Origin of the sequence: Aeromonas sp. s3 (assembly GCF_040907805.1) — a bacterium.
GTDB classification, from domain to species: Bacteria; Pseudomonadota; Gammaproteobacteria; order Enterobacterales; family Aeromonadaceae; genus Aeromonas; species Aeromonas dhakensis.
On sequence record NZ_JBFOCQ010000027.1, the window covers coordinates 199,545 to 217,065 of the forward strand.

The following is a 17,521-nucleotide window of genomic DNA, read 5'->3' on the forward strand; positions in this document are numbered from 1 at the left end:
ACTGCAAACGCCCGATCAGGCGCAGGGCCCTGCTCGGGACGCGTTGTTTCATTGGGGACGGCTCAGCTGCAAGCGGCGTACCTTGACCAGACCGGGCGCCAGATTCTCGCTGGCCAGCTCGATCACCTGTACCTGCACGCCATGGCGATCCGCCAGGGTCGCCAGCCAGATCAGCAGATCATCGAACGCCACCGTGTCGATCCACACCTGCAGCTCCTGGCCCTGGGGTTGCAACCGGGCAATCTTGATCTTCTGGTTGAAGGCGGTGCGGTTGACCACCCCTTCCAGGGTGCCGCTGGTATCGAGCTGGCGGCCCTGGCCACCCTGCAGCGCCAGCACCTCTTCACCCTTCTCTTTCAGCCAGGCGAGGGTCTGCTGCTGGCTCAATACCTGCCGCTCGCGCTCGTCGATACGGTTGCCGATGGGCTGCCAGATGACCCAGTAGCAGAAGCCGATCAACAGTACGCTGCCGCCCACCGCCACCAGCCGCTGCTCGCGGGCGCTGATGCTCCGCCACCAGCCTTGTAGTTTGTCCATCATGATGATTTACCCTTCAGCACCAGTGCCCCTTCGACCTTGCCTTCGGTGCTGCGCACCTCCCCCTGCTGCACCTCGAAGCGCTTACCGGCCAGCTCGCGAAAACGCTCGATCTCGGCAAAACCGGGGGCCGTCACCTGCAGCCTGAGCTCGCCGCGAGCCGCGTCGAAACGCAGCACCTCGGGCTTGAGGCCAGGTACTTCGGCGAAGGTGGGCGCCAGCTCGGTCAGCACCATCAACACCCCGTCCTGGGGCGTCTGCCCCAGCTGCTGGAGGTGCTGGGTCATCTGGCTGCGCACGTTGACGATGCGGCTCTCCCCCGGGAAGATCCGGGTGTAGACCTGCCGGATCTCCGCCTTGAGCGCCTTGTCCTGCTCCGCCAGCTGATAGAGCTGCACGCCACGCTGGGCGAACGCCACCACCAGCAGCGCCCCGGCCACCACCGCCACCTTGCGCCACTGCTGCCAGTAGCGGGAGTATTCGGTCTGCGGCCGGTATGGCCCCTGCAGCAGGTTGGCCTGACTGGCGAGCGCGCCCCGGGCCAGCAGCAGCATGGGCAGTTCGGGATCGGCCGCCTGCCAGCTGGCCGCCGCAATGGCCGGCGGCGGGGTATGGCTGTGAATGGTCACCGGCGCCGGCTCCGCCGCCAGCAACATGGCCAGCAGCGGCTCGTCGGCGACGATGCCCTGACAGGGCCCTTGGCGCAGCAGCCACTCCTTGCCCAGCTGCAGCGCCGACCAGCCGTCGGTCGCCTGCGGCAGCGCCAGCACGTCCGGCAGCAGCTGCCGGCTCTTGAGACCGGCCTGCTCCAGCCAGCCGAGCCAGGTCTGCATCTTCTCCTTGTCGACCGCCATCAGGTCCACCTCGTGACCCTGATGGCCCAGCACCACCAGGTGCAGCTCATCCACGTCGGAGGCGATTTGCTCCTCCAGCAGATAGGGAAGCGCGGCCGCACTCTGGCGGCTGTATTTGCCCGGCAGGCTCACCCGCCGGAAGATAAGATCGCTGCCGGGCACCAGCACCACCGCCGGGCGGCCACCGGCCCGCTCCTGCAGCTCGCCAAGGGCATGGGCCGAGGCCAGGGTACCGGAGGCGATCACCTCCTCCTCCCCGCCCGACCACACCAGCCACTCGACCGGCTGCTGCGCATTGGTCCCCAGACGGATGACCAGACTCTCGCTCACTAATGTCTCTCCTGCCATGCTCGCTCGCATCCCTCGGGATGGGCGGGCGCGCAGCCATGGGCTGCAGTCCAATCGGGGGATGGCGCGGGCCGGCCAACGACCGTCACCCGCCTCCCTTGTTATTCGGCGCCGCCGTTCAGACGGCGCAGCATCACCAGCTTGTTGTCCTTGCCGCGCACGAAGACGCTCTCCAGCCTGGCCCGGGTATCACCCACCTCGGCAAGCAGCCTGGCTTCGAAATAGCTGCTCTTGACGTCCAGCGCCGCATCCAGACCCTGGATGTTGCCCACCTGCACCGGCATCTGGTCCGTCATCTCCTTCTTGTTCTTCCACCCCTTCTGGGGGCGGCTGGTCAGCACCCGCTTGGCATCGTCCAGCCCCACCTTGTCCAGATAGAGCGCCACCAGCAGGGCCGACTGCTCCGGCCGAATGGTGTTGACGTTCACCACCAGCTTGTCGTTGGGCAGGGCGCACACATAGGGCGCCAGCCGGGCGTACAGTTTGGCGCTCACCCCGCGCACCGCTCGCAGCTCGTCGGTGCCGAGCATCCACTGGTTGGCGGTCAGATAAGGGGGGGTGAGCCCTTCGTAATAGGCATCCTCGGCGCCGTAGCTCGACACCAGCACGGTATCCTTGTCGGTCCAGTCGCGGATGGCATCGGTCAGCTGCACCGCCTCGTAATCTTCCACCTCGAGCTGCTTGAGCAGCGCCTTGAACACCTTGACCGGATAGGGCTGCTTCTCCAGATCGTCGCCGCTGATCCCGTCCTTCAACGGCACGCTCAGGCTGTTGAGGTTGAAGCAGGATTGCAGGTCCCGCACCCGGCCGGTGAGCTTGCCGTCATCCACCGGGAAGACCGCATCCTGGCGCGCCCAGTTCTGCCCCAGGCTGACCACGTTGGGGTCATCCTTGAAATCCTGGACCAGCACCTTGCTCACCAGCGCCTCCGCCGACATGGCATACCACCAGGCCTGCTTGCCGGCGGTGAGGTTGGCGGTACGGCGCAGCTCCAGCTGCAGGCGGCCGCTCATGTTGCTGGCGATGATCACCATCACCGACAGGATGAGCAGCACCACCAGCAGGGCCATACCCCCCTGGCGGCCCGGAGTGGTGCGGGATCGGCCCCGGCCGCGCTTAATTGCCATTGTCCGCTCGCTGGCCGCCTGCGCCGATCAGGAACTGGCGGCGTCGAATAGTGCCGTCATCTTCCATGACGGACAGGGGAAACTGAGGATCAGTTACCATTATCTGCCCTCTGACCACCGGCACCGATCAGGAACTGGCGGCGAATGGTGCCATAGTCTTCAAGATCCAGCTCTACCGCCAGCCCGTAGGGCAGCACGTTGCGCTGAGTCCACTCCTCTTTCCAGCTGCCCTTGTCGTAGAAGTAGAGTCGCAGCGCCGTCACCCGATCCAGCATCGGCTGAATGCGCGGCTCGGTGCCGATCACCGGATCCGGGTAGAGGTAGCTCAGCCGCTCCAGCTTGTGATCCTTGAGCCGCCAGCCGACCCGCTGCAGACCGGAGCGCGGCAGCATGCCGTCCGGGTTGAGCCAGCCGCCGCGCATGAAGGCCATGCCCCAGTCGTCGCTCTGCTGGCCGAAGCGGGAGGCCGCCAGCAGCACCTTGTTGCTCTCGCCGTCGATACGGCCGCTGCGCGGCACCATCTGGGTGACGTCCCGCTCCAGCACGGAGAAGGCCAGCTGCAGCTCGGAGAGACGAGCCTCCTTGCGCTTGGCCACCTCGTCGCTGGTGAGCACCCCTTGCAGCACCTGATAGGCACCCAGGCTCAGGCCGGCGAAAATGGCGATGGCCACCAGCATCTCCAGCAGGGTAAACCCCGCCTGACGCCGGCTAATGGAGAGACGTTGGTGAATGTTCATCGGCTGATGCCGGCTCCGGATCATGGAGACACCTTGATGCAGGTTCATCGGCTGATATAGGTCCGGATCATGGCCACCGGGCTGTCGGCCTTGGGCGCGGTGCGCACTTCCATGTCCAGCGCCTTGAAGTTGCTGTCGGCGGTGGCGACCCCGCGATAGCGCCAGTACCAGGTCTGGCCCGCCATCTGCTCGTCCCCCTCCACCCAGCTGTCACCGGGCCACTTGGCTTCGAGCTTCTGCTGCACCAGCTGGTTCTCCACCACCCAGGTCGCCAGGGTCTTCTGTTCCAGATAGTTGAGGCCGGAGAGGTGCTCGCTGGCGGTCTTCATCACCGCCAGCCCGGCGATGGCGAACACCGCCAGCGCCACCATGACTTCCAGCAGGGTCATGCCTCGGGCGTTCATTCCTCTTCCTCCTCGTCCTGCAGCAGGCGCAGGCGGCCGAACTCGTCCGCCTTGACGGTGCGCACATAACGCTGATCGTCGTCCTGCTGGGTCAGGGTCAACACGAAGGGGGTCAGCTCGCCACCGGGAAAGATGAACACCTGAGGCGTGCGCTCCTTCTCGTCGCGCCCCTTCTCGTACTTCTCGTCGGAGTCGGTCCGCCAGCTGAAGCCCTCGAGCTCGATGGCCAGCTGCATGTTGTCGGGCAGCTCGACCCGATCCAGCAGCTTGTCGCCGCTCATCACCTGCCACTTGCGATCCTTGGCCGCGCGCTGCATGAACTGCCAGCCGTTGTCCTCGACACGCAGGCCCACCAGCCGGCCATCCATCACCGAGTACTCCTGCGCCTGCTGCAGCACGGCCATGAAGCGGCGCGCCTGCTTGTCGAGCTCCCGATCCCCCCTGGCGCCACCCATGCTGAGGGTGACGGCAGTGGCAACCAGACCCATCAACATGGCCACCAGCAACACTTCCAGCAGAGTAAAACCGGCCTGGCGACGGGCAGAAGAGGCCACCTTCATTCAGGCAGCCCCGGCATGTCTCGGTGAGCGCGACGCGGCGGGATCACTTATTGGAAGTCCTTCAGGTTCCAGTTGCCGATGTCGTCATCGGTACCGGCTTCGCCATCCAGCCCCATGGAGAAGATGTCGATCTTGCCGAACTGGCCCGGGCTCAGCATCTGGTACGGGTTGCCCCAGGGATCCTGCGGCAGGCGCTTGATGTAGCCCCCTTCCCGGTAGCTGCGCGGCTCAGGTGCGGCGGTCGGCTTGTTGACCAGTGCGTCCAGCCCCTGCTCGGTGGTCGGGTAGCGGTTGTTGTCCAGCTTGTACATGTCGAGGGCGTTTTCCAGCGCCACTATGTCGGAGACTGCTTTCTGCTGGTCGGCCTTCTCCTTGTTGCCCATCAGGTTGGGCACCACCAGGCTGGCCAGGATCCCCAGGATCACGATAACCACCATGACTTCCAGCAGGGTAAAACCCGATTGACGACGCTTTTGCATGACTTACTCCCTCACGAAATGAGATGGCATGAACCATCAACGATTAACTGTTAAACCACGATCGTTCGATTGAATTTGCAGGTTCGAATAGCGACGCGTATTCGGACACCCGAACCTACAGATTCACCATGTTGTTGAGCTCGAGCGAATTGACGGCAGGAGCGACCGAGGTCACCTGCACGCCAGCATTACAGATTGACCATGTTATTGAGCTCGAGGATCGGCTGCAGGATCGACATCACGATAAACAGCACCACCCCGGCCATGGAGACCACCAGCATGGGTTCGAACACCCCGAGGGCGATGTTCACCTGGGTTTCGAACTCCCGATCCTGGTTGTCCGCCGCCCGCTCCAGCATGTTGTCGAGCTCGCCGCTCTGCTCGCCGGAGGCGATCATGTGCAGCATCATGGGCGGAAAAATTTTGGTTTCATCCAGCGACTTGCGCAGGCTGGTCCCCTCCCGCACCCGCTCGGTGGCCTCACCGATGCGCATGCGGGCAAAGTCGTTGGAGAGCACTTCGCCGGAGATCTTCATCCCCTCCAGCAGCGGCACGGCGCTGGCGTTGAGGATGCTTAAGGTGCGGGCGAAGCGGGCGGTGTTGAGACCCCGGCTGACCCGGCCGATCACCGGCAGGCGCAGGATGAGCTGGTGCCAGTGACGGCGACGCTTGTCGTCGGTCAGCCACCAGCGCCAGACAAAGCCGCCCACCAGCAGCAGCAACAGGAACCAGAGACCGTAGTGCTGCATCAGCTCGCTGGTACCGATGAGGAAGCGGGTGGTGGCCGGCAGTTGCTGGCCCATGTGTTCGAACTGGGCCACCACCTTGGGCACCACGGCGGTGAGCAGGATGGAGATGACGCCGATGGCGACGCAGGTCAATACGATGGGGTAGATCATCGCCTGCAGCAGCTTGGTGCGCATGTGCTGACGCTGCTCTGTGTAGTCGGCGAGGCGGTTGAGCACCTTCTCCAGGTGACCGGACTTCTCGCCGGCCGCCACCATGGAGCGGAACAGCTGATCGAACACATGGGGAAAGGCCGCCAGCGAATCGGCCAGCGAATAGCCCTCCACCACCTTGCTGCGCACCGTGGCCACCATGCTGCGCAGGTGGGCCTTCTCGCACTGCTCGGCGACGGCCTTGAGCGCCTCCTCGATGGTGAGGCCAGCCCCCACCAGGGTCGCCAGCTGGCGGGTTATCATCGCAAGCTCGGCGGTGCTGGCACCACGGCGGAACAACACGAAGCGGTTCGCCTCGCGCTTGGCCTTCTCGGTGGTCTCGTTCACCTCGAGCGGGGTCAGCCCCTGCTCACGCAACAGCTGGCGTACCTGACGGGCGGAATCCCCCTCCAGTACGCCGCTCTTGTTGCGTCCCTTGCCGTCGAGGGCCTTGTATTCGAATGCTGCCATCTCAGTCTTCCCGGGTCACGCGCAGCACCTCTTCGAGGCTGGTCTGCCCCTTGAGTACCTTGTCGATGCCGTCGCGGCGGATGCTGGGGGTATGGCCCCGGATCAGTCGCTCGATGGCCAGCTCGCCGCTGGCGCTGTGGATCGCCTCGCGTACCGCTTCGTCCACCACCACCAGCTCGTGGATGCCGGTCCGGCCGCGATAGCCGGTGTGGTTGCACTGCTCGCAGCCCACCGGTCGCCACACCTGCTGATCCGGCGCCAGTTCGATGCCCATGGCCAGGCGCTCCTGCTCGGTGATGGGGCGCGGGGCGCGGCAATCGGGGCAGAGGGTGCGCACCAGCCGCTGGGCCAGTACCGCCAGCAGTGACGAGGAGAGCAGGAAGGGCTCGATGCCCATGTCCCGCATCCGGGTGATGGCACCGATGGCGGTGTTGGTGTGCAGGGTCGACATCACCAGGTGACCGGTCAGCGACGCCTGCACCGCGATCTGGGCGGTCTCGAGGTCACGGATTTCCCCCACCATCACCACGTCCGGATCCTGACGCAGAATGGCGCGCAGACCGCGGGCGAAGGTCATGTCCACCTTGCTGTTGACCTGGGTCTGGCCCACCCCTTCGAGGTCATATTCGATGGGGTCTTCGACGGTCAGGATGTTGCGATCCCGCGAGTTGATCTCGGAGAGGGCCGCGTAGAGGGTAGTCGACTTGCCCGAACCGGTCGGGCCCGTCACCAGAATGATGCCGTGAGGCTTGCGAATGAGTTCGCTGATGATGTTGCGGTTGGCCAGCGTCATGCCGAGCTGCTTGAGCTCGAGCCGCACGTTGTTCTTGTCGAGCAGTCGCAATACCACCCGCTCGCCATAGCTGGACGGCATGGTGGAGACCCGCACGTCCACCGCCCGGCCGCCGATGCGCAACGAGATGCGGCCATCCTGCGGCACCCGCTTCTCGGCGATGTCCATCCGCGACATGACCTTGATGCGCGACACCAGCAGGGAGGCGAGCTTGCGATGGGGGCGCAGGATCTCCCGCAGCACCCCATCGATGCGAAACCGGATCACCAGGGCCCGCTCGAAGGTCTCGATATGGATGTCGGACGCCTCTTCCTTGATCGCCTCGCTCAACATGGCGTTGATGAGGCGGATGATGGGGGCGTCGTCGTCGGCGTCCAGCAGGTCTTCACTCTGGGGCAGCTCTTCGGCCAGCGCGAAGAAGTCCATCTCGTTGCCGAGATCCTCCATCAGCTGGCGCGCCTCGGAGGAGTCGCGCTGGTAGTGGGCCATCAGCAGCTCTTCGAAGGCCTCGCCGTCCATCTGCTCCACCGTGAAGGCGCAACCCGCCACCCGCCGTACTTCCAGCAGGGTTTGCGGCGTCACGCCCTGGCGGCAGAGCAGCACCGGGGCCCCCTGCCGCTCGGTCAGGATCACGCCGAAGTTGCGGGCGAAGGCAAACGGCAGCTCGGGCAGGGCTGCCGGCATGTCGACGCCATCCAGCTGGTATGCCGCCATTACTTGTTACCCACGAATGGCTGGGATCCGCCGCTCGTCTGCGGGGCCGACTGTGTCTGCTGGAGCTGTTTCTGCACCTCGGGCGAGACGGTCACGTCCTGGCCGTACTGGGGCAGCACCTGGCGCTTGGGCGAGGTGAGATACCCCTCCTGCGCCGCCGCATCCAATTGTTCGGAGCGGAACTGGGAGTACTTGTTGCCGGAGATGCCGCTGTAAACGTCGGAGTCACGCAAGATGGTGGGCCGGATAAAGACCATCAGGTTGCGTTTGGAGGTGGTATTGGTAGTGGAGCGGAACAGGTAGCCCAGCACCGGGATGTCGCCCAGCAGCGGCACCTTGGAGACCTTCTCCTGGGTCTTCTCGTCCATCAAGCCGCCCAGCACCACTGTCTCGCCACTCTTCACCAGCACGGCGTTCTTGATGGTGCGGGTATCGAAGGTCGGGCCCAGAGTGGCGGTCCCGGTCGCCTGGGTCTGCGCCACGCTGGAGACCTCCTGCTCGATGTTGAGCAGCACTGAGTCCCCCTCGTTGATCTGCGGCGTCACCACCAGCTTGGTCCCCACCGTCTTGCGCTCTATGGTGTTGAACACCTGGTCGCTGGTGGTGGAGCTCTGGGAGCCGCTCTGCACCGGCACTTCCTGGCCGACGTTGAAGGAGGCTTCCTTGTTGTCCATGGTGACGATACTCGGGGTGGAGAGAATATCGTTCTTGGTATTGGTCGACAGGGCCGTCACCAGCGCGGCCCAGTTGCCTTTGTAGAAGCCGGCCGCCATGCCGTCGAAGCCACCGGCCAGTTTGGACAGCGCATCCGTGTTGCCGTTGTCCTTGTAATCCTTGGCCGCGATGGCCACCGAGCCGATGGGCAGGTTGGTGTCGGTGAACTGGGTGCCGCCGCCATTGGTGTTGGCCCACTGCACCCCGAGGTTGAGGCCGTCGCCATCGGCGATCTCGACGATGATCGCCTCCACCAGTACCTGGGCACGGCGGATGTCGAGCTTGGCCACCACCTGCTCCAGCTCGGACATCACGTCCGGCTGGGCGGTGATCACCAGCGCATTGGTGGTCTCGTCGGCGGAGATCGCCAGCTTGCCACCGCCGATGCTGGCACCGCCACCGCCTGTGGTGGTAGCCGCGCCGCCCTTCTTGTCAGCCTCGATGCTGGAGCTGACGCCCTTGAGCACCTCTACCAGATCCTTGGCCTTGCCGTATTTCAGATAGAAGACCCGGGTGTTGCCCTGGCTCTGCAGGTCACGGTCGAGCTGGTGCACCATCTGGATGATGCGGGCGCGCGCCTTGGGCTCGCCGCTCACCACCACGGAGTTGGTGCGCTCGTCGGCCACCACCTTGGGGGCCAGCAGCAGGGAGGTGTTGGCCCCCTGGTTGTTGCCGTCCTTGTTGAGGTTGGTCACCAGTCGCACCATTTCACCGGCGGAGGCGTACTTCAGCTTGACGATGTCCACTTCCTGGTCGCCCGCCTTGTCGACCCGGCGCACTACTTCCACCAGCCGGTTGACCACGGCGGCGCGGCCGGTAATCAGCAGCACGTTGGAGGGATCGTAGTGGACCACGTTGCCGCCGCCCGCGTTGTCATTGAGCTGGCGCAGCAGCGGCGCCAGCTCGCGCACCGAGACGTTGCGCACCGGCACGACCCGGGTCACCATCTCGTCACCGCTGCCGGGGTTGCTCTCGTCCACCACCGGGATGGCGGAGGTCTTGGCATCCTTGGAGCGCACCACCTTGAGCACGCCGTTGTCCATCGGGACCACGGCGAAGCCATAGACGTCGAGCACGCTCAGGAAGAACTGGTAGTACTGGTCTTCGTTGAGCAGATCATAGCTGCGGACGTTGATCTTGCCCCGCACCGACGGCTCTATGATGATGGTCTTGTTCAGGTTCTTGCCGACCGTGTTGATGAACTCTTCGATGTCGGCATTCTTGAAGCTGGCGGAGTATTCGGTGGCCCAGGCTGAGCCTGCCATCATCAACGCCGCGGCCACGGTGGCCAGACGCCAGCCCTTCCCTTTATTTGTCATTCTTGGTGCTACTCCAATTCATTATTCTGACAAGCCGACATAAACGTCGTAGAGCTGTCCTTGCCGCTCGACGGTGACGGTCATTTCCGTTGCGCCAGCCACCTGCTGCATCGCCTGCATGGCCTGAGCGTTATCCCGCAGATCCAGCCCGTTGATGCTGACCGCCATATCGTTGGCGACCAGCCCGAGTTGATTGAACAGTTCCGGATTGCGACCCGGATTGAGGCGATAGCCGACCATGCGACCATCGACCCGGACCGGGGAAATATTGAGGTAATCAGTGATCTTGCCGGGGTTGCCCATCAGTTCGTTGCGCACCGAGGAGAGCTTGTCGTCCTGCTTGCCCTGCTGGGGCAGCGGCTTGCCGTACTCCTCCCCGTCCAGCATCAGGGTCTCGTCGCGCCCGTCCCGCTCGATGATGACACGGTCGGCAAATACCTGGCGGATCTTGGCCTGGGTGCCGTCGATGAGGTCACCGATGCCATAGGAGTTCTGCAGCCCGTTGTGGGCGATGATGGCGATGGACTTGGCGGGATCCGAGCTCGCCAGCACGCCATTGAGCTGGGCGTTGAGCTGGGTCTTGGGAGCATCGGCTGCGACAACATCGGCCGCCTGGGCCTGCTGCTTGGCCTTGCCGAACAGCGCCAGCCGGCTGACGCCGCTTAGATCGAGGCGGTTTGAACCCTGGCCCTGACTGGCTACCACCGACGGCTGCCAGGGCTGACTGACGGGGCGGCTGCCGAGATCCAGCAGACGCCAGGTGAGACCGGCACACTGGTGGGCCAGCAACAGCAGCAGAAGCCAGAACAGAGGCTGGCTGAAACGGGAGAGTGGCACGGTTTTACAACGGGCCAGAAGGGAGCTCAACAAGTCATCCCTGAACGGTAGCGTCATGTTTATCAATATTTTCTGGCATCCAAATCGGTTGGCTATTGTGTACGGCAATGGACCCAGAGACAACCGACCGGATGGGAGTAAGCTGCGAAAATTGACATTCCGTCACACCCTTGGGCCCCCTGTTTCTATCCCGGGGCCTGCCTCTGGTATAATCAGGCACCCCTTTCAGCCATTCCGGAGTCGATTCATGCCGAACCCCGCAGAAATCCCAACCCAGGTCCGTCTCGACAAGTGGTTGTGGGCGGCACGTTTTTACAAGACCCGCAGCCTGGCCCGCGACCAGATTGAAGGGGGCAAGGTGCACTACAACGGCCAGCGCAGCAAGCCGGGCAAGCATGTCGAGGTCGGCGCCCTCATTCGTTTCTGGCAGGGCCAGGACGAGCGGGAGGTGCGGGTGCTCGAGGTGAGCGAGCAGCGTAAATCCGCCCCGCTGGCCCAGCAGCTCTATGAAGAGACCGAGGCCAGCCTGAAACGACGGGCGGAAAACAGCGAGGCACGCCGCTTCAACAGCCAGTTTGCCCCGAGCCCCGAGCGTCGCCCCGACAAGCAGGAGCGGCGCCAGCTGATCAAGGTCAAGCAATATTGACCCGCCAAGATGGCTCTTTTATGACGACAGATGGCGGAATAAGTTCCTAACCACCTGTTTATTAATGTTTTTATCTATTTACCCCACCGAAGAACCCAGGAATGCATGATGAGTAACCAAGATCTCCTGTATCGCTATCTGTTCGAAGAGTACGAAGTCCGGGGCGAGCTGGTCCAGCTGGACCACACCTACCGCCACGTGGTGGAGGCTCAGAACTACCCGGTACAGGTGCAAAAACTGCTGGGTGAACTGCTGGTCGCCACCAGCCTGCTGACCGCCACCCTCAAGTTCGAAGGCTCCATCACGGTACAGCTGCAGGGCAACGGCCCGGTACGGCTGGCCGTCATCAACGGCGACAACAACCAGCAGCTGCGCGGCGTGGCCCGCTACGAGGGTGAACTGCCGAGCGACGGCAAGTTGCAGAGCCTGATCGGGGAAGGCCAGCTGGTCATCACCATCACCCCGGAGCAGGGTGAACGCTATCAGGGCATCATAGCGCTGGACGCCGACACCCTGGCCGGCTGCCTGGAGCAGTACTTTACCCAGTCCGAACAGCTGGCGACCAAGCTCTGGATCCGCACCGGCTACCACGAAGGCGCGCCGCGTGCCGCCGGCATTCTGCTGCAGGAGCTGCCCGCCCAGAGCGAGGATCACGGCGACGACTTCGAGCACCTGACCCAGCTCACCAGCACCATCAAGGATGAAGAGCTGTTCGGTCTGGAAGCGGAAGAGATCCTCTACCGTCTCTACCACCAGGACAAGGTGCGGGTGTTCGATCCGCAGGCGGTCGAGTTCCGCTGCACCTGCTCCCGCGAGCGTTGCGAAGGGGCCCTGTTGCAGATCGAGAAGGAAGAGGTAATGGAGATGGTGCAGGAGCTCGGCAAGATCGGCATGCACTGTGATTATTGTGGCGCCCAGTACGAATTTGACGGGATCGATGTCGAAACCCTGTTCAGCGGGGCTCCCGGTAATGATGCAAACAAGTTACACTAATTGAAGGCGGGCAAAACCCGCCTTTAACTTAAATAACAAAAAAATACCCTATTTTATAAAGTTTGATGGCGATCGCTAAACTCTACCACCTAAGTGATAGGATGAACGCCAGATAGAACCCTACCAACCTCTGAACCCAGGAGAATACAATGACAATCGTGGCAGAACCCACCCTGGCCCAACAATTAGGACTGGACCAGTACGGTATCAAGAACTCCACTGAAATCCTGCGCAACCCTTCCTACGACCAGCTGTTCGCGGAAGAGACTCGTGCCGACCTGGAAGGGTTCGAGCGCGGCGTGGTGACCGAACTGGGGGCCGTCAATGTCAATACCGGCATCTTCACCGGCCGCTCCCCGAAAGATAAATATATCGTCAAAGACGCCACTACCCAGAATACTGTGTGGTGGTCTGACCAGGGTAAAAACGATAACAAAGCCATCAGCCCGGAAGTGTGGTCACATCTGAAATCCCTGGTGACCAAGCAGCTCTCCGGCAAGCGCCTGTTCGTGGTGGACGGCTTCTGCGGTGCCAACCCGGACACCCGCCTGGCCGTACGCATCATCACCGAGGTGGCCTGGCAGGCTCACTTCGTGAAAAACATGTTCATTCGCCCCAGCGATGAAGAGCTGAAAACCTTCAAACCGGACTTCGTGGTGATGAACGGTGCCAAGTGCACCAACCCGAACTGGAAGGAGCAGGGTCTCAACTCCGAGAACTTCGTCGCCTTCAACCTGACCGAGAAGATCCAGCTCATCGGCGGCACCTGGTACGGTGGCGAGATGAAGAAGGGGATGTTCTCCATGATGAACTACTTCCTGCCCCTGCGCGGCATCGCCTCCATGCACTGCTCCGCCAACGTGGGTCAGGACGGCGACGTGGCCATCTTCTTCGGCCTCTCCGGCACCGGCAAGACCACCCTCTCCACCGATCCCAAGCGTCAGCTGATCGGCGATGACGAGCACGGCTGGGACGACGACGGCGTGTTCAACTTCGAAGGGGGCTGCTACGCCAAGACCATCAAGCTCTCCAAGGAAGCCGAGCCGGACATCTACAACGCCATCCGTCGCGATGCGCTGCTGGAGAACGTGACCGTGGCGGCCGACGGCACCATCGACTTCGACGATGGCTCCAAGACCGAGAACACCCGGGTCTCCTACCCCATCTATCACATCGAGAACATCGTCAAGCCGGTCTCCAAGGCGGGTCACGCCACCAAGGTGATCTTCCTGACCGCCGACGCCTTCGGCGTGCTGCCCCCTGTCTCCAAGCTGACCAAGGAGCAGACCAAGTACCACTTCCTGTCTGGCTTCACCGCCAAGCTGGCCGGTACCGAGCGCGGCATCACAGAGCCGACCCCGACCTTCTCCTCCTGCTTCGGCGCGGCCTTCCTCTCCCTGCACCCGACCAAGTACGGTCAGGAGCTGGTGAAGCGGATGGAAGCGGCCGGTGCAGAGGCCTATCTGGTCAACACCGGCTGGAACGGCACCGGCAAGCGCATCTCCATCAAGGATACCCGCGCCATCATCGACGCCATCCTGGATGGCTCCATCGAGAAGGCCGAGACCAAGGTGCTGCCGATCTTCAATCTGGAAGTACCGACCGCCCTGCACGACGTGAACCCGGCGATCCTCGACCCCCGCGACACTTACGCCAACAAGGCCGAGTGGGATGCCAAGGCGCAGGATCTGGCCCAGCGCTTTATCAAGAACTTCGAGCGCTTCACCGACAACGACGAAGGCAAGCGTCTGGTAGCGGCGGGTCCGCAGCTGTAACAGCGACCCCGTTCACAACCCATCTCATACCGGTCAGCCCAGCTGACCGGTATTTTTTTGAGCAGAGCGCGGCGTTTGACTCCCGCCAAACCTTGCCTTGTGGGCCCTTGCGCGTTAGATTCAGCCCAACTTTATACAATATACAATTTTGTAACGATTCCCCTGTGACCCGATCATGACCCCACCCTACAAGACCCGTACCCAAATGGTGATGGAAAACCTCCGTGGCCGGATCCTGCGCGGTGAGTTTCCCGCCGGCGCCCCCCTGCGCCAGGACGCCATCGCCAAGGAGCTGGCGGTGAGCCGCATCCCGGTGCGGGAGGCCCTGATGCAACTGGAGGCTCAGGGGCTGGTGAAGTTCGAGGCCCACCGCGGCGCCGTGGTCACCATGCTGGACGCCGCGGCCATCGAGGAGCTCTTTTATTTGCGAGCCCTGCTGGAAGCCGATACCCTGTTCCACGCCGTCGACCTGATGACGGAGGAGACCTTCGCCAAGGCGCAAGCGATCCTCGCCCAGTTCGACCAGGCCCTCGAGTCGGGCACCCAGATCGAACGCTGGGCCGAACTGAACCACAGTTTTCACGCCACCCTCTATCAGGCCGCCGGCCGTCCCCAGGCACTGGAGCTGATCGCCCAGATCAATCTGAGCTGTGACCGCTATGTGCGCTTCGAGCTGCTGTTCGCCAGCGATGGCGTCGACAAGGCGGAGCGGGAACACGCCCAGCTGCTGGAGCTGTGCCGTGCCCGCCGCAAACACGAGGCGGTGGTACTGCTCAAGCAACATATCGAGGCGGCTGGCCAGTCAATCAAGCGGATCCTGGACAGCGGCCACAACCACTGAACACTCACATCACTACAATCTGGCATTAACGACATGAATCATTTCGAGATTATTGAAACCCGCGTCGCCCAGGTCAGGGCCGAACTGGCCATGATGGAGCTGGACGCCTTCATCGTCCCCCATGACGACGAGCACCTGGGGGAGTACATTCCCGCCTACGCCGAGCGACTGGACTGGATCACGGGTTTCAACGGCTCCGCCGGCCTCGCCATCATACTGGCGCAGCGGGCGGCCCTGTTCATCGACGGTCGTTACACGGTGCAGGCCCGCATGCAGGCACCGGCCGAGCTCTTCGAGTTTCTCCATCTGAACGAAGATCCCCACGTGCAGTGGCTGGCCGAGCAGCTGCCTGCCGGTTCCCGGGTCGGCTTCGATGCCCGCCTGCACAGCCTGGCCTGGTATCGACACGCCCAGGAGATCCTGACCGAGCGCGGCATCGAGCTGGTGCGTGTGGATCAGAACCCCATCGATCTGCACTGGAGCGATCGCCCCGCCCCCACCAAGAATCCGGCCATCCTCTACAGCGAGGCGCTGGCGGGCCAGTCCAGCCAGGCCAAGCGCGAGCTGCTGGCCAGCGATCTGCGCAAGCGCGGGCTGGATGCGGTGCTGCTGACCCAGGCCGAGCCCATCAACTGGCTGCTCAACCTGCGTGGTCGCGACGTGGAGCGGCTGCCGGTGGTGCTGGGCTTTGCGGTGCTCTACGCCAACGCCACCATGGATTTCTTCGTCGACACCGACAAGATCGACTGCTTCGCCTTCAGCCAGCACGTGGGGCAGGATGTCTCCGTCTACCCCATCGACAAGCTGGGTGACGTGCTCAAGCGCATCGGCGAGGATCAGCAGAAGGTGCTGGCCGACCCCAACACCGCCAACGCCTGGACCCAGCTGGTCATGGAAGAGGCGGGCGCCATCCTGGTGGCCGGTCAGGATCCGACCATGCTGCCGAAGGCGTGCAAGAACGAAGTGGAGCTGGCCGGCATGCGCGCAGCCCATCTGCGCGACGGTGTCGCCGTCACCCGCTTCCTGGCCTGGCTGGATCGGCTGATCGCCAGCGGCGAGTTCGACGGGGTGGATGAAGGCACCCTGGCCGACCAGCTGGAAGCCTTCCGCCGCGAGCAGGAGCACTATGTCGAGCCGAGCTTCGACACCATCTCGGCGCTCGGCCCCAACGCCGCCATGTGCCACTACCGCCACACCAACGGCACCCCGCGCACCTTTGGTCAGGACAGCATCTATCTGGTGGACTCCGGCGCCCAGTATCTGGACGGCACCACCGATATCACCCGCACCATCAAGGTGGGTGAGCTGACCGACGAGCACAAGGCGATGTTCACCCGGGTACTGCAGGGTCACATCGCCCTGGATCAGGCCCGCTTCCCGCGCGGCACCGCCGGCATCCAGCTCGACGTGCTGGCCCGCATGCCGCTGTGGCAGGCCGGTTACAACTACGACCACGGCACCGGCCACGGCGTCGGCCACTTCCTCAGCGTGCACGAAGGCCCGCAGCGCATCGCCCCCAAGGGCAGCCTGGTGGCCCTGCAACCGGGCATGGTGCTCTCCAACGAACCCGGCTACTACCGGGAAGATGCCTTCGGCATCCGTTGCGAGAACCTGGTGGTGGTCACCGAGCAGGAGCAGATCGGTGAACTGCCGATGCTGGGCTTCGAGCGGCTGACCTATGTACCGTTCGATACCCGCCTCATCGATCGCAGCCTGTTGAGCCCGGCCGAGTTCCGCTGGATCAACGAGTACCACGTCGAGGTCTACCGCCGTCTCAGCCCGCTGCTGGAGGGTGAGGATCTCGCCTGGCTGGAGCAGGCAACCAGCCTCATCTAAGCGCAGACAAGCAGAGTTGTTTGATGAAACAGGGCCCGCGGGCCCTGTTTTTTTGCCCGCCGGTTTGACCTGTATCAAGACCCCGCCGCCCCAGGTCAGGACAATGCCCCTCATGACGACCCATCACTCCCACCCCGCGCGCCCGGCCCGCGCCGACCAGGTGCCCATGCACCCCAGGCTCAAGCGGGAGCAGCAGACGGTCAGCGCCATGATCCGCCTCTACTGCGACCACCATCACCAGGACCCCGCCTGCCGGCACTGCCAGCAGTTGCAGGAGTTCGCCCACCAGCGGCTGCGCCGCTGCCGCTATGGTCACGGCCACAAGCCCACCTGTGCCAACTGCCACATCCACTGCTATGCCCCGGCCATGCGCAAACAGATCCAGCTGGTGATGAAGTGGAGCGGCCCGCGCATGCTCTGGCATCACCCCTGGCTGGCCCTGCGCCACCTGCTGGACAGCCGCCGCAAGGCCCCCAAACGGCCGGGCAGTCGCCCTCTGCCGCCCTGAGTCGGGGCCGCCCTGCCGCTCAGAACCCCAGACCCGCTTGCATCAGTCTGGCGGGCCCACTACCCTGTGGCTCCTTTTTGACTGCCGCCC

At 63.5% G+C, this 17,521-nt stretch carries 17 protein-coding genes; 6 read left to right on the forward strand and 11 right to left on the reverse strand.

Features of this window, described 5'->3' with window-relative positions:
- Nucleotides 1-48: 48 nt before the first annotated feature.
- From exeM to exeC, 11 genes are all read right to left on the reverse strand, one after another.
- Nucleotides 49-540, reverse strand: a complete 492-nt coding sequence (gene exeM, locus AB5Y98_RS13875) for a GspM family type II secretion system protein ExeM (RefSeq protein WP_005308496.1) — start codon at nt 538-540, stop codon at nt 49-51.
- Nucleotides 537-1,721, reverse strand: coding sequence for a GspL family type II secretion system protein ExeL (gene exeL, locus AB5Y98_RS13880; protein ID WP_124249421.1), 1,185 nt, complete (start codon nt 1,719-1,721; stop codon nt 537-539). Before exeL ends, exeM begins: the two co-directional genes overlap by 4 nt.
- 119 nt (nt 1,722-1,840) lie before the next feature.
- Nucleotides 1,841-2,866: a GspK family T2SS minor pseudopilin variant ExeK gene (gene exeK / locus AB5Y98_RS13885; protein WP_368232110.1), complete on the reverse strand. Its 1,026-nt coding sequence runs from the start codon at nt 2,864-2,866 to the stop codon at nt 1,841-1,843.
- Nucleotides 2,867-2,955: 89 nt separating this feature from the next.
- A complete protein-coding gene (exeJ, locus tag AB5Y98_RS13890; protein WP_024942324.1) occupies nt 2,956-3,603 on the reverse strand; it encodes a GspJ family T2SS minor pseudopilin variant ExeJ in 648 nt (215 codons plus the stop codon).
- A gap of 44 nt (nt 3,604-3,647) precedes the next feature.
- A complete protein-coding gene (exeI, locus tag AB5Y98_RS13895; RefSeq protein WP_005308487.1) occupies nt 3,648-4,007 on the reverse strand; it encodes a GspI family T2SS minor pseudopilin variant ExeI in 360 nt (119 codons plus the stop codon).
- A complete protein-coding gene (gene exeH, locus AB5Y98_RS13900; RefSeq protein WP_017765227.1) occupies nt 4,004-4,567 on the reverse strand; it encodes a GspH family T2SS minor pseudopilin variant ExeH in 564 nt (187 codons plus the stop codon). Before exeH ends, exeI begins: the two co-directional genes overlap by 4 nt.
- Nucleotides 4,568-4,614: 47 nt before the next feature.
- The gene (exeG, locus tag AB5Y98_RS13905; RefSeq protein WP_005308483.1) at nt 4,615-5,046 is read right to left on the reverse strand and encodes a GspG family T2SS major pseudopilin variant ExeG; all 432 of its coding nucleotides are present in this window, start codon (nt 5,044-5,046) and stop codon (nt 4,615-4,617) included.
- A gap of 188 nt (nt 5,047-5,234) precedes the next feature.
- The gene (gene exeF, locus AB5Y98_RS13910) at nt 5,235-6,455 is read right to left on the reverse strand and encodes a GspF family T2SS innner membrane protein variant ExeF (RefSeq protein WP_011704542.1); all 1,221 of its coding nucleotides are present in this window, start codon (nt 6,453-6,455) and stop codon (nt 5,235-5,237) included.
- Nucleotide 6,456: 1 nt separating this feature from the next.
- Complete coding sequence (gene exeE, locus AB5Y98_RS13915; RefSeq protein ID WP_005308478.1) at nt 6,457-7,962, reverse strand: GspE family T2SS ATPase variant ExeE; 1,506 nt, start codon at nt 7,960-7,962, stop codon at nt 6,457-6,459.
- A complete protein-coding gene (exeD, locus tag AB5Y98_RS13920) occupies nt 7,962-9,995 on the reverse strand; it encodes a GspD family T2SS secretin variant ExeD (protein ID WP_019840808.1) in 2,034 nt (677 codons plus the stop codon). The genes exeE and exeD overlap by 1 nt, the downstream gene beginning before the upstream one ends.
- A 21-nt stretch (nt 9,996-10,016) precedes the next feature.
- Nucleotides 10,017-10,865, reverse strand: a complete 849-nt coding sequence (gene exeC, locus AB5Y98_RS13925; RefSeq protein WP_005308474.1) for a GspC family type II secretion system variant ExeC — start codon at nt 10,863-10,865, stop codon at nt 10,017-10,019.
- Between the two features lie 214 nt (nt 10,866-11,079).
- On the opposite strand from exeC, the gene hslR reads away from it, so the two are divergent.
- The 6 genes from hslR (at nt 11,080) to AB5Y98_RS13955 (ending at nt 17,431) form a co-directional block, all read left to right on the forward strand.
- Nucleotides 11,080-11,478, forward strand: coding sequence for a ribosome-associated heat shock protein Hsp15 (hslR, locus tag AB5Y98_RS13930; protein ID WP_017765222.1), 399 nt, complete (start codon nt 11,080-11,082; stop codon nt 11,476-11,478).
- Between the two features lie 108 nt (nt 11,479-11,586).
- Nucleotides 11,587-12,471, forward strand: a complete 885-nt coding sequence (gene hslO, locus AB5Y98_RS13935; protein WP_005308471.1) for an Hsp33 family molecular chaperone HslO — start codon at nt 11,587-11,589, stop codon at nt 12,469-12,471.
- A 149-nt stretch (nt 12,472-12,620) separates the two neighbouring features.
- A complete protein-coding gene (gene pckA, locus AB5Y98_RS13940) occupies nt 12,621-14,246 on the forward strand; it encodes a phosphoenolpyruvate carboxykinase (ATP) (protein WP_017765220.1) in 1,626 nt (541 codons plus the stop codon).
- Nucleotides 14,247-14,421: 175 nt separating this feature from the next.
- Nucleotides 14,422-15,087 (forward strand): GntR family transcriptional regulator, encoded by a 666-nt coding sequence (locus tag AB5Y98_RS13945; RefSeq protein WP_010635235.1) that lies wholly within the window; start codon nt 14,422-14,424, stop codon nt 15,085-15,087.
- Between the two features lie 33 nt (nt 15,088-15,120).
- Nucleotides 15,121-16,923 (forward strand): aminopeptidase P family protein, encoded by a 1,803-nt coding sequence (locus AB5Y98_RS13950; protein WP_368232111.1) that lies wholly within the window; start codon nt 15,121-15,123, stop codon nt 16,921-16,923.
- 112 nt (nt 16,924-17,035) lie between these two features.
- Nucleotides 17,036-17,431 carry a nitrous oxide-stimulated promoter family protein gene (locus AB5Y98_RS13955; RefSeq protein WP_268010132.1) on the forward strand — a complete coding sequence of 132 codons (396 nt, stop codon included), beginning with the start codon at nt 17,036-17,038 and terminating at the stop codon, nt 17,429-17,431.
- Nucleotides 17,432-17,521: the final 90 nt, after the last annotated feature.